The sequence below is a fragment of the Variovorax sp. J22R115 genome (assembly GCF_030317005.1).
Taxonomy (GTDB): Bacteria; Pseudomonadota; Gammaproteobacteria; order Burkholderiales; family Burkholderiaceae_C; genus Variovorax.
Genome location: NZ_JASZYM010000021.1, coordinates 1 through 12346 on the forward strand (window position 1 = coordinate 1; position 12346 = coordinate 12346).

Annotated in this window: 7 protein-coding genes and 1 pseudogene; 3 read left to right on the forward strand and 5 right to left on the reverse strand. The window is 66.0% G+C overall.

Annotated features, from left to right (window positions below; all coding sequences use genetic code 11):
• Positions 1-46: 46 nt before the first annotated feature.
• Positions 47-1921, reverse strand: a complete 1875-nt coding sequence (locus tag QTI04_RS29000; RefSeq protein WP_286618683.1) for a tetratricopeptide repeat protein — start codon at positions 1919-1921, stop codon at positions 47-49.
• Positions 1922-2189: 268 nt separating this feature from the next.
• On the opposite strand from QTI04_RS29000, the gene QTI04_RS29005 reads away from it, so the two are divergent.
• The 3 genes and pseudogenes from QTI04_RS29005 (at position 2190) to QTI04_RS29015 (ending at position 6009) form a co-directional block, all read left to right on the forward strand.
• Positions 2190-3176 carry a DUF3883 domain-containing protein gene (locus QTI04_RS29005; RefSeq protein WP_286618684.1) on the forward strand — a complete coding sequence of 329 codons (987 nt, stop codon included), beginning with the start codon at positions 2190-2192 and terminating at the stop codon, positions 3174-3176.
• A 933-nt stretch (positions 3177-4109) separates the two neighbouring features.
• Positions 4110-4751 (forward strand): annotated as a pseudogene (locus QTI04_RS29010) (ATP-binding protein); the annotation flags it as partial.
• A gap of 25 nt (positions 4752-4776) precedes the next feature.
• Positions 4777-6009, forward strand: coding sequence for an MFS transporter (locus QTI04_RS29015; RefSeq protein WP_286604838.1), 1233 nt, complete (start codon positions 4777-4779; stop codon positions 6007-6009).
• A 97-nt stretch (positions 6010-6106) separates the two neighbouring features.
• Here QTI04_RS29015 and QTI04_RS29020 read toward each other — a convergent pair whose 3' ends face one another.
• Genes QTI04_RS29020 through pncA form a run of 4 tightly spaced genes read right to left on the reverse strand, consistent with a single transcriptional unit; the run spans position 6107 to position 12343 of the window.
• Positions 6107-7291 carry a fumarylacetoacetate hydrolase family protein gene (locus QTI04_RS29020; protein ID WP_286618685.1) on the reverse strand — a complete coding sequence of 395 codons (1185 nt, stop codon included), beginning with the start codon at positions 7289-7291 and terminating at the stop codon, positions 6107-6109.
• Between the two features lie 59 nt (positions 7292-7350).
• A complete protein-coding gene (locus QTI04_RS29025) occupies positions 7351-11055 on the reverse strand; it encodes a molybdopterin cofactor-binding domain-containing protein (protein ID WP_286618687.1) in 3705 nt (1234 codons plus the stop codon).
• Positions 11052-11618 carry a (2Fe-2S)-binding protein gene (locus tag QTI04_RS29030; protein ID WP_286618689.1) on the reverse strand — a complete coding sequence of 189 codons (567 nt, stop codon included), beginning with the start codon at positions 11616-11618 and terminating at the stop codon, positions 11052-11054. The genes QTI04_RS29025 and QTI04_RS29030 overlap by 4 nt, the downstream gene beginning before the upstream one ends.
• Positions 11618-12343, reverse strand: coding sequence for a bifunctional nicotinamidase/pyrazinamidase (pncA, locus tag QTI04_RS29035; protein ID WP_286604832.1), 726 nt, complete (start codon positions 12341-12343; stop codon positions 11618-11620). The genes QTI04_RS29030 and pncA overlap by 1 nt, the downstream gene beginning before the upstream one ends.
• Between the last annotated feature and the right edge of the window lie 3 nt (positions 12344-12346).

A 12346-nucleotide genomic window follows, 5' to 3' on the forward strand; every position in this document is an offset into this window, starting at 1 on the left:
CGCCGCGCGAGTTCAGGCGGCAACGGGTTGAGCAGACACGCCGCGCTCAACTTGAACAACCGGCGCTACATTGCGTATAGGCCGTGTCCTGAGATACGGGGGCAAGATCAACCCTGGGCATTTCAAGCGCAGCTTCGACATCCCGCCCGGACCAAGACAACATCCGAATGAGCGCAGCACGACCTAGCACATGATTCGGATATTCGACAACATGCGCTTTGGCCAGCTCGAGTGCCGTGTCTCGATTGCCGAGCTTCCACTGAAGCCGGGAGCCCAACAAAGAAACGGGTTGAAGCTGACGCTCGTCCAAATCTCGAGACCGCAGCTCTCGAGCCGCCTCTTCAAAGAGGTTCGCGTCTCCAAGTACAGATGCGGCCTCAGCCAATTCTGCAAGGGCCAAGCTTGGCAAGACAGCGGCGCCGTCGGCCAACATAGCCTTCAGGCCCGTGACATTCCCCTCAAGGCTTAGCTCATCGATGCGGACTCGAAGGAGCGTTTCGGTATGAGGATGTCGAGGGAGGACTGCCCGCGTCAAGTGCCTTGCTTTTTGCAGTTCCTCCAGAAGGTGGTACGCGAACGCCAAATTGCTCGATACCTCGCGAGATACATCCTTACTTTGGAGCAGCAGAACCTGGGTTTCAATCGGCTCAAACAAACTGGTTCCGACTCGCAAGGTCTCGCGTTGCTTCGGCGTGAGCTGGCCCATCTCCGCCCCAGCGGGGTCTGACAACGCCCAACCCAACGCAGTCGCCAGGTACGCTCGTCGAACTTCGAGAGTCGGGGTCTCCAGGGCCAAGCAGCGGTCCATGAGGTCTACCGCCTCCTCATGATGGCCTTGCCTGCTCTTTACACCGCCCAGCGCGAAGAGCACGTCAACCGTATTTACCAGGTGGGCGGGGACACCGGCGGACGGGTCCGTCACGCCCCGTACACGGCCAACAGCAATATGCAGGCCCCAGAGCAAGGTGCTTTCGGGGTGCGTCTTGAGGGCGTCGTTCAAGACCGCCGCAGCCTCCTCTGGATTCTCTAGCAAGAGGTATCCCAAAGCCTTGTTTCTTAGTGCCTTTTCCGCCTCCGGCTGAAGCGCCGCGGCCTTGAGATACTCGCGGCCCGCCTGCGCTTGCTGCCCGGTCAGCAACAACCGAGCGGCATTGAGCGAATGCCAGCGAAATCGAGAATGCAGCTCCTTGAGTTGCTCGGGGTCTCCCAGCAGTTGGAGGGCCTCATGAACATCATCTGGTCGACCAAGCTTCAGCTTCTCGTGCGCCAAGTCCAGCTGGCGAGCAACCATCGGGTTTTCCGAGGACGCCACAGCCGGCAGTGCTTCCGTAACCAGGGAGCGAAACACGCCGGGCGAAAATTGCACGTGCATCTCGCCAATTTGCTGACGCATCGTTGCGTTTTCGGAGCTTTCCCGCTGCACCGCCAGCAGCGTGGTCTCGGCCAAATCTCTGGTTTGCTGCAGCGTGCTGCCTGGGAAATCCGGGATGTACTGCCGAGCGACCTCCGGGTGCTTGCGCAGTAGCGCCGAGAGCTCCGACCAAAAATGGACAGAAACTGCGCACTTTCCAACGGCCACCCGCTCAGCACTCAGCGTTCGAACTTCAAAAACCAGCGCGGCCTTGTTCGGGGCCGTGGTTGCGAAAATCACAAGGTTCACGACCAGACCAGACTGGTCAAACTTGGCCAAGTCCTTCCGAACCGTGGCCATCGTGAAGTCAGAACGAACGTAGTGCTTGCACTGGACCCCAATTTCCTTCCCATGGGCGGTACCCATCAGGTCCAAGCCCTTCTGAGTCTGGCCAGTGCTTCCGAGCCGGTTGATTCCAGGGTCCTTCCACTCTGCGCCATAGAGGTGGAGGCACATCTCCTCGAAGAGGTCTTCGGTCGGGGGAAGCTTGAGTTCGTTGGTTACTGCCATTGTTCTTATCGGAGCCGTCGTGCCCCCTCTACCCGCTGATGATATGAGGGCGACAGCCCCGAATTACAAGCAGGAGCCGCCAAGAAAAAGCACCCCTCGGAGAGGGCTGCTTCTTGAGCCCCTGCTAAGCCTCCGTTTGACGCTCAAAAGTGTCTAGCGGATCCTTGAAGTTTGAAGGACAGACTTCAGGGGAACCACGGAGTGGCTCGCCCGCTGATTGACAAGCCGCTGCTGCTAAGCTGGCTCGACGTTCATTCCTAGAATCAACATGCGACACGAAGTGCCTGAGAAAGTCCTGGCCGTCATCGACGGATACCTGCGCGACAAGGGCAAGCAAAATATCTACGAGGTGCTCGAGCGGTTGGGTGTCCGGGACGTGAAGGTAAAGATCTATGACTACGTGTGGGAGGTGCCGACTGGGGCTCCCATTTTCACGATCTGGGCTGAGGAAGTCGGCGTGCATCCGGTGTTCGGGTACATGTTCTCCGTTGAGGATACGGCTACCCGCACGACGCGACGTGGGGGCGCGGCTATGGACGCCGGGCAGCTCCAGCGAACCAACGACCGCCGGCGCCTGATGGAAAAGGTCCGCGACGGGCAGCCATTCATTGCCGTGCTGCAGACGAATGAACGGTCCAACGGGGAGTTGATGCGCAACGTCACCTCCAAGCCAGACGATCGCGTCAAGGATTCGCCCTGGCGCGTGGCGCGCTGGGACACGGCGAGACAGCGGGCAATCCTTGTTAGGGGTGAAAACGACTGGGCGCCGACGGATTCGGAGGTTGATCAGTTTCTGCGCCATGGCCGCATTCATCATCCGGACGGCACGCCTGATCCTGTCGAGCCATCCGAAGAGGACAACCCCGCGGCGCCCCGCTTGGTGTTTCCCGACCAAGCGCATCGTGACCTCGTTGAGTCCAAGTCCATGGAGAAGATCGCGGCCGTCTTCATCGAGCAGGGGCTGAACCCTGAAGACGTCAGCAGCGAGAACCGCGGCTATGACTTAGATGTTCAGAACGCGTCGGGCGTCAGCGTCTACCACGTTGAAGTGAAAGGAACTGCGGCCAGCGCGCCCGGCTTCTTCCTTACCCGGAACGAGCTCAAGAGGTCCGAGTCTGATCCGCTGTGGGAACTCGCCGTCGTTACCGATGCGCTGGGTACGCCGCAAGTCGATCGCTACACTGGCAAGGAGATGCAGAAGTTCTTCGACTTCGAGCCGTTGGTGTTGCGCGGCGAGTTAAAGCCGAGCTCATAGTCAAAGGCCCCATGCGGGGACATCCTTCCTTCCGAAATCGTTGATGCCCTGAGAGACCGCTATCTCGCGGGTGTGGCGGACGCTGAAGCGAGCTTCGCCAGTGCCCGTGCAGACGAGGATTCGTTGACCGGTGCCCTGGGACACGGGAGTCAGCTATCGGTCCAATTCTGTTGAAAAACTCGGTTTCGGCGTTGCCACGCAGCCGATTCCTGCGTAGGAGGCGTCCAAGGTGCGCTCGACGTACCGCGCGATCAATCACGCCGCAAAACTCGCCTGAGCGTCTCTACGCGGCTCTCATGAACATCGATGCAAGGTTCGCGCTCTGCGCCTGACGTTTGGGCTTCGGCAAGCCTTGTCGCTCAATCGAGTTTTTCAACAGAATTGGTCCGCGAGCAGCCGTTCAGATCGCTCGCTTCGACTGACCGCAACCAGTCTCAAGCAGCCGAATCGACCCGGATCAGCCCTTCCGCGGGTGGCATCATGATCTGGCTTTTGTTTCTTCAGCTCGCTGCGTTTGGCGGACGTACTCTCCGATGCTGCATCACTGCGTAGAGGACGCCCAGGTCACCCGACCAGACTGAATGGCATGTCCCAGTGCTCCTCAGCCCTGCACAAAGCCTTCGGCGGCTGCCTTCACGCCGCCGACTGGCCATGCTCAAGTGCCTTCAGAGGCGTTTGCTCGCCAAGCGATCCCCTGAGATTGAGGAAGAACTGCAGCTTTGCGCCGGCAGACAGGTCGTCTACGGCAGCGAACTGCACTCTAGCTTTGCGGGCATAGCTATTACCAGCGGCACAGCGATAGGCCGCATTCCAGTTGAAAGGAAAGCCGCGTAAACAGAATTTCTATATAGATCAAGGGGTTGCATTTTCGATCGTCATAGTTAGGCGTAACTGCGATGCGTGTGGCGCGCAATTGTGACGATGCTCAGCCGGGGCGAGATTTCCCTGGCGCATCACGGCGTGCTCTTTCTGGATGAATTCCCCGAGTTCGCACGGGCCTCGCTGGAGGCGCTGCGCGAGCCGCTGGAGACGGGGACCATCACGATCGCCCGTGCTGCGCGGCGTGCGGAATTCCCCGCGCGCTTCCAAATGATTGCGGCGATGAATCCGTGCCCGTGCGGTTATCTCGGGTCGACGCTCAAAGCCTGCCGGTGCACGCCCGATCAGGTGTCGCGCTACCAGGGCAAGATCAGCGGCCCGCTGCTGGACCGCATCGATATCCACATCGAGGTGCCCGCGGTGTCGGCCGAGCAATTGCTGGACGCACCGGCCGGTGAAGCGACCGACGCGATCCGCGACCGCGCGGGCGAGGCGCGCGAGCGGGCGTTGGCGCGGCAGGGAAAGACCAATCAGGGGTTGCAAGGCGCCGAGATCGACCGGCACGCGTCACTGGCACCGGATGCCCTGAAGTTCATGCACACGGCGGCTGCCAAGCTGGGCTGGTCGGCACGCAGCACGCACCGGGCGTTGAAAGTGGCCCGGACGATCGCCGATCTGGCCGGCGCGGCCGCGGTGGAGGTGGCGCATGTCGCGGAGGCCGTGCAGTACCGGCGGGCGCTGCGCGCGGCTGGTTGACGGGCGGCCGGTAGAGTTCGAGGCCATGGGCTCTACCGCAACGTCGCACACGCCACTGTCCCCCTCTTCGCCCTACGACCGCCGCCTCGTCGCCTGGCTCTCCGTCGGCCAGCTCATCACCTGGGGCAGCGTCTTCTACACCTTCGCCTTGCTGATGGAGCCGGTGGAACGCGAACTCGGCCTGAGCCGCGCGCAGTCGTCGCTCGCCTTCAGCCTCGCCCTGCTGGCCGAAGGCGCGATGGCGTGGTCCGTGGGCCGCTGGATCGATCGCGGTCACGAGCGCGCGGTGATGACGGGCGGCTCGCTCGTCATTGCGGCCGGTCTGCTGCTCCACAGCTTCGTGAACGGTGCGGCAGGCTTCTATGCCGTGTGGCTCCTGCTCGGCGCCGGGTTGTCGGCGACGCTCTACAGCCCGGCCTTCTCGATCGTCACGCGCCGCTTTCCGAATGACTTCCGGCGCGCGATCATTACCTTGACTTTTCTGGGCGGCCTGGCGAGCACCGTCTTCATTCCGCTGGATGCATGGTTGATCGCGCAGCTCGGCTGGCGGCATGCGCTGTGGGTGCTCGCGGCCGTCCACCTTTGCGTGTGCGTGCCGCTGCACTTCCGCATCCTGCGAAACGCGCCGGGGCGTCGCACCGAGTTGGCGGCAGGCGGACGCCCGTCCGATCGTCCTTCCGTCGCGCACCACCTGCGCAGCGCGCCCTTCCTGTTGATCGGCGTGTTCACCGTACTGCTCATGGCGGTGACCGCCGCCCTGCCACCCCACATGGTCAGCCTGCTGCGCGGCGCGGGGTTGCCGGAAGCCTGGGCCATCGCGGTGCCAGCGAGCATCGGCATCATGCAGGTGTTCGGGCGCGCCCTGCTCTACTTCTTCGAACACCACTTCGACCTGCACCTGGCGAACCGGCTGATCCCCTGCCTGATTCCGCTCGGCCTCGTCATGCTGCTGGCGGGCGCCGGCCACCCGGTGGCTGCCCTGTGGTTCGTACTGTTCTACGGCATGGGCAACGGGATGCTGACCATCGTCAAGGGCACGGCCATCGCGCAGTACGTCGATCGCGAGCACGTCGCCACGCTCAATGGCGCGCTCGGCCTGCCGAGCGCCATCGCGCGCGCCGTCGCCCCGCTGCTGCTCGGCCTGCTGTGGACGCCAACGGGTGGCTACACGACCGGGCTGTGGATCCTGCTGGCGGCGAGCGTCGTGGCCGTCTTCGCCCTGCTCGGTGCCCAGCACGCGCGGCTGGCCCAGACCTGATGCGAGAAAACCCGTGGAACCGGCTCCGCCGGGCCACCGGGTTTGCCCCCGGAGAGGGGGGTGGAGAGCGACACGAAGTGCGCGAGCCTGGGGGAGATCAAATGACTCCGCGTCCGGCGAGATTGCGCATCAGCGCGCCGATGCCGAAGGACCACCGTGCCGCCTGGTCGGAGTGCACGACCCTGTTTTCGAGCGCGCCGAGTTCGGGCGCCGAGATGGTCACCCTGTCGCCCACCACGTGCGTGAAGCCCTGGCCCGGGCCGTGACGGTCCTGCGTGGGAGCGAACATGGTGCCGAGGAACAGCATCAGGCCGTCGGGATAGGCGTGGTGCGGACCGATCGCCTGAGACACGATATCGAGCGGGTCGCGGCTGATCTTCGACAGCGAGCTCGATCCTTCGAGCGTGAAGCCTTCCGGCCCGACCACGCGCAGCGCCACGGTGATGCGGCGCACGTCGTCGATGCCGAAATGCTCGTCGAAGAGGCGGATGAAAGGCCCGATCGCACAGGACGCGTTGTTGTCTTTCGCCTTGCCGAGCAGCAGCGCACTGCGGCCTTCGAAGTCGCGCAGATTGACGTCATTTCCCAGCGCCGCGCCGAGCGTCTGGCCGCGGCTGTTGATGGCGAGCACGACCTCGGGCTCGGGGTTGTTCCAGACCGACCCTGAATGGATGCCCACGTCGGCGCCGGCACCGACCGCGGACAGCACGGGCGCCTTGGTGAAGATCTCGGCGTCGGGGCCGATGCCCACCTCCAGGTACTGCGACCACGCACCCTGCGCGATCAGCACTTCCTTCACCTTCTGGGCCTGCGGCGAACCGGGCACGATGCCGGCCAGGTTGTCGCCCAGCACGCCGCCGAGCGCGGCACGGATGGATTCGGCCTTGGAGGCGTCGCCGCGAGCCTGCTCCTCGATCACTCTTTCGAGCAGGCTGGAGATGAAGGTCACGCCACTGGCCTTGACGGCCTGGAGATCGCAGGGCGCGAGCAGCCACGGGTGCTGCGCGTCGCGGCGGGATTCGTCGCTGTTGGCGAGCGCCGCTTCGAGCGAGGCGACGCGCGCGGTCCTGTCGTCGCGCAGGCCCTGCCGAACCGCGCCCACGGGGTCATCGAGTTCGAGCAGCTGGCTGGCCGTCGCGGCGATGTGCGAGAGATCGTGCAGGCCGCCCTCGTGCACCGCGACCAGCACCGGACCGACATCCGGCAGCCAGAGCCGGCCGATCAGGGTGGCGCGATCTGCATCGCGAGGCAGGGACTGGGCGGGCGAAAGCATCGATGTCATGCGAGGGTCTCCAGGTGAACGGGCCGCTGATTCGGCCTCTGCATCGCGGATCGTACTTGTCAACGCGCAGCGGCGGCGGTCGCGCGTACGCGGGCGACGCTTTGCGGCAGATCGGCCCACGGCGGTTCATGAGGCGCGAAACGCGCACGCATGTAGCCGGCGAGCTCGGCGATCTGCGCATCGTCCAGCGCCTCACGGAAAGCGGGCATGAAGCCGATGTCGCGCGAAGCCGGCTCGCGCACGCCATCGAGGATCGTGCGCAGCAGGTTGTCCGGCAGTGCGCTCGTCAGGTTGCTGTTGAGTGCGAGCGGCGTGTTCACGCCGAGCAGCGTGGGGCCGTCGCCGTCGTGATGGCAGGCTGCGCAGGCGCCGTCGAACATGCGCTGGGCGGGGCCCAGCAGTTGGCCCGCGTTGCCGGCCGCGGTGGCGACGACGCGCCGGGCCTCTGCGGCCGCCGCTTCTTCGGCGACGTTCGGCTGGAAGGAAGCCAGGTAGGTCGCCATGGCGCGGATGTCCGCGTCCGGCACGGCGGCGAGTTCGCGCACCACCTCCGCCATCGGGCCACCGGCGACGCCGTGGTCCTGGGCATGGCCGTTGCGCAGGTAGCCGTAGAGTGCCTCCGCGTTCCAGGGCACCGCCGCCGTCGACAGCGAAGTCAGCGCCGGCGCCTCCCAGCCATCGACCATCGCGCCCGACAGGAAGGCCTTGCCGCTCTGCTCCGCGCCCAGCGCGTTGCGCGGCGTGTGGCAGGCGCCGCAATGGCCGAGACCGTTGACCAGATAGGCGCCGCGGTTCCATTCGGCGCTCTGCGCGGCCACGGGTTGAAGCGGCGACGGGTCATGGAAGAGAGCGTTCCATCCCGCCATGAGCGGACGCAGGCCGAAAGGGAACTTCAGTTGCGCCTTCGGCGTTTCGGCGCTCACGGCCGGCAGCGACATGAAGTACGCGTAGAGCGCCTGCAGGTCGTCGTCGCTGGTCTTCGCGAAGGCGGTGTAGGGGAAGGCGGGGTAGAGGTGATGGCCGTCGCGCGAGATGCCCTCACGCATCGCGCGCTGGAAGGCGCTGAAGGACCAGCGGCCGAGGCCGGTGTCGGCATCGGGCGTGAGGTTGGTCGTGTAGATGGTGCCGAAGGGAGTTTCCATCGGACGGCCGCCGGCGTTGGACGTACCGCCGGATGCGGTGTGGCAGACGGCGCAGTCGCCGAGAGCCGCGAGCGTGCGGCCGCGTTCGATGGTGGCTTCGCTGTAGACGGGGGCGCTGAGGGAGACAGGCGCGATCGTGGAGCGCCAGCCGAGCAGGCCTGCGATCACGCCTACGGCGCCGACGACCAGTGCGCCTGCGCTGACCCAAAGCGCCTTGCGACGCGGCCAGGGTGCGGAGGCGGGCGGCTCGCTCCTTCCCTCTCTGGGGGAAGGCTGGGATGGGGGCGGGACGGCGGCAGGGAGAGGATTCAACGCCGCACGGACGACTTCGGGCGTGAACGGCGGCGCCCGGAAGCGCACCCCCGTCGCATCGAAGATCGCATTCGCAATCGCCGCCGTCCCCGGCACCGACGACGACTCCCCCGCGCCGAGCGGCGGCTCGCCGGGCCGCTGCATGTGCATCACCTCGATCACCGGCACTTCGCGGAAGTTGATGATCGGATAGCTGCCCCACTCGCGGCTCGCGACAACCCCGGACGGCCGCACGCCCGGAAGCAACTCGTCGCCTGACACCGACTGCGGCGCGAACTGCACGCGCTCCTTCAGAGCGCGACTGGTCGTCTGGATCACGTTGCCGTGGATCTGATGCTCGACCCCTGTCGGGTTGACCATCAGGCCCGCATCGTGCCCCACGACCACGCGGCGAACGTGCACCTCGCCCGTCTTGCGATGGACCTCGACATCCGCCACCCACGCCGACCACGCGGCGCCGAAGCCCGGCCACTTGCTGTGCACGTAGCGCGCATAGGCAAAGCCCTGGCCGAACAGGATGTCGCCACCCGGCCCGAGGCCACCCTCCGAGTTTTCCTGCGGCCCGGCGCGCTTGCGCCAGCCGGCCTTCTGCGCCGTCTCGCGCACCAGCTCGGCCGCGCGCGGATCGTGGAGATGCCGCAGCCGGAACGCCACCGGATCGACACCCGCCGCCGTCGCGAGTTCATCGACATAGGACTCGTGGGCGAACGAACTCGGCAGCGCCGACACGCCGCGCAGCCACGAGGCGCGGACGATCGGCGCCATGTCGTTGACCTTCACGCGCAGGTTCCCGTAGGCATAGGGCGGCCGCGCCGTGCGGTCACCCATCTCGAAAGCCTGCGCCACGGGTTCGATGGTGCGCGTGAGCAGCAACGCGAGCGTGGGCGCGCCGTTCGACGGATACGAGGTCTCGAAGTCGTAGGCCGCGACGCTGCCGTCCGCGTCGAGTCCGCCGCGGATCTGCATGAGCTGGGCGGCGCCCTTGGGCTCCCACGCATGCTCCTGCTCGCGCGTGAGCTGCACGCGCACCGGCGCGCCGACTGCGCGTGCGAGCAGCGCCGCATCGGCCGCGACGTCATCCGCGCCGTTGCGCCCGTAGCAGCCGGCCGCTTCCATCCGCACGACATCGACCTCCAGGTCGTCGAGGCTCATCAGCTTCGCAAGATCGGCGCGCAGTACATGCGGGTTCTGCGATCCGGCCCACACGCGCAACCTGAATCCATCGTCGCCACCGGGCTCCCAATGCGCGAGCGCGCACGAAGGCCCGATGGACGCATGCATCTGGTATGGCCACACATAGGTGCGCGGCATCGGCTCGGCAGCCGCCGCAAGCGCGCCGTCCACATCGCCTTCATCCACCAGCAGCCGCTGCGTGGCGGGATTGGCGCGCAATGCACCCTCGAGGTCGTCGAGCGACGCCAGGCCGGGCCACGCTTTCCACCTCACGCGCAGTTCGCGCAACGCCTGCTCGGCATGCTCCTCGCGTTCCGCCACGACGCCGACGAAATCACGGATCACGACCACGGCGCGAATGCCGGGAATGTGCGCAACGGAGGATTCGTCGACCGACTCCAGCGTGTTGCCGATGTAGTCGCCGTGGTCCGCGCCTGCGTATGGCGGCCGCACCATGCGGCCATGCAGCATGCCGGGCACGCGCATGTCGTGCACGAAGACCAGCTCGCCCGAGAGCTTGGCCGGGATGTCGACGCGCGGCATCGAGCTGCCGACGATGCGGTAGTCCGACGGATTCTTCACGCGCGAGACCGTGTCGAGCTGCAGCACCGTGCGCCCACCCGCTACCAGTTCGCCGAATCCGACACTGAAGGCGGGATCTTCGCCGGCATGGATGCGCCCATCGCGCACCTGGAGCAGCTCGGCCTGCACGCCGAAGTGCTCGGAGGCTTGAGCCACCAGCCAGGCCCGCGCCTGTGCGGCGGCATGGCGCAACGGACCGGCGTGAATCTGGATCGACGCACTCGCGATCGTCGCGCCCTGGTTCGGCACACGCGCCGTGTCGCCCAGCATCATGCGGACTTGCGCCATCGGCAGGTCCAGCTCTTCCGCCACGATCTGCGACAGCGCCGTCTGGATGCCCGTGCCGAGATCGACGTGGCCGTTCAGCGCCGTTGCGCTGCCGTCGTCCCAGATCGCGAGCAGCACCTCCGGCCCTTCCGCCGGATTGCCCGCCACCAGCGCTGGCTGCCCCTTGGCCGGCGGCGGCGCGGGCGGCGTCTCGCGCACGATGACGAGCACACCGTCGGCATGGAGGAATTCGCTGCGCGTGCGAGGCAGGTCGGCGCGCCGTGTCACGTGTCGGCGCCCTTCGCCATCCGCATCGCGGCGCGCTGCACGGCCGCCACGATCTCCACGTGCGTGCCGCAACGACAGAGATTGCCGGAGAGTTCGCTGCGGATGCGGGCTTCGCTTGGATTCGGCTCGCGCGCGAGCAAGGCCGCCGCCTGCATCACCATGCCGTTGAGGCAGTAGCCGCATTGCGCGGCCTGTGCGTCTTCGAAGCCCTGTTGCACCGGATGCCAGCTTGCGCGCCGCACCGCCGGGCCGCCCCAAGGTGCGGCAGCCCCCTCGGGGGGCGGCGAGGACACGAGAGTGCCGAGCCTGGGGGCCACATCCGGCAAGCCTTCGAGCGTCGTGATCTCACGGCCTGCCACTCCGTGCGCCGGAATCACGCACGCTCGCGCCGCCGCGCCATCGACCCACACCGTGCAGGCGCCGCACTGCCCCAGTCCGCAGCCGAACTTGGGCCCGTTCAGGCCCAGGTCGTTGCGCAAGACGTGAAGCAGCGTCGCTTCGTGCGACGCTGCGAGTTCGACACTGCGTCCGTTGACCTTCAGTTCGAACCCAGCGGGGCGCATCACACGATGTCGGAAGACTGGATACGCTTGACGCCCTTGCCAGCCATCTGCTTCCACGCCGCCGCGAGCGATCCGTTGAGATCGATGGCGCGCGTCGCGTCCTCGATCACGTAGACCTCGAAGCCGGCCTTGCGCGCGTCCATCGCGGTCCATGCCACGCAGAAGTCGGTGGCGAGGCCGGTGACGAACACCGTCTTGATGCCCCGCGCCTTCAGGTAGCCGCCCAGCCCGGTCACCGTCTTGTGATCGGCCTCCTCGAATGCGGAGTAGCTGTCCATGTCCTTGTGGTGGCCCTTGCGGATGATGAGCTGCGCCGTTGGCAGCTTCAGGTCCTTGTTGAGCGCCGCGTCCTCCGTGCCCTGCACGCAGTGATCGGGCCACAGCACCTGCGTGCCGTAGCTCAGCTTGGTGCTCTCGAAGGGCTTCTTGCCGGAATGCGTGCTCGCGAACGACGCGTGGCCGGCCGTGTGCCAGTCCTGCGTGACGACGATGTTCTCGAACGCGCCCGCAAGCTTGTTGATGACGGGCACCACCTCCGCACCGCCCTTCACCGGCAGCGTGCCCCCATCGATGAAGCAGTTCTGCACGTCGACCACGATGAGCGCCGAGTTGGCGGCCGGTTTGATCTTCGAGGCAGCGAAGAGCGGCGCCGTGGCGCCGAGCCCGCCGACGAGCCCGAAGGCTGCGGCCGCTTTCAAGAGGGATCTGCGTTGCGTGTCGTGCATGGT

What these genes read in the sequence shown, in the direction of transcription:
- QTI04_RS29000 (WP_286618683.1), bottom strand. Translation starts at nt 1,921, where the DNA reads ATGGCAGTAACCAACGAACTCAAGCTTCCCCCGACCGAAGACCTCTTC.
- QTI04_RS29005 (WP_286618684.1), top strand. Translation starts at nt 2,190, where the DNA reads ATGCGACACGAAGTGCCTGAGAAAGTCCTGGCCGTCATCGACGGATAC.
- QTI04_RS29015 (WP_286604838.1), top strand. Translation starts at nt 4,777, where the DNA reads ATGGGCTCTACCGCAACGTCGCACACGCCACTGTCCCCCTCTTCGCCC.
- QTI04_RS29020 (WP_286618685.1), bottom strand. Translation starts at nt 7,291, where the DNA reads ATGACATCGATGCTTTCGCCCGCCCAGTCCCTGCCTCGCGATGCAGAT.
- QTI04_RS29030 (WP_286618689.1), bottom strand. Translation starts at nt 11,618, where the DNA reads ATGCGCCCCGCTGGGTTCGAACTGAAGGTCAACGGACGCAGTGTCGAA.
- pncA (WP_286604832.1), bottom strand. Translation starts at nt 12,343, where the DNA reads ATGCACGACACGCAACGCAGATCCCTCTTGAAAGCGGCCGCAGCCTTC.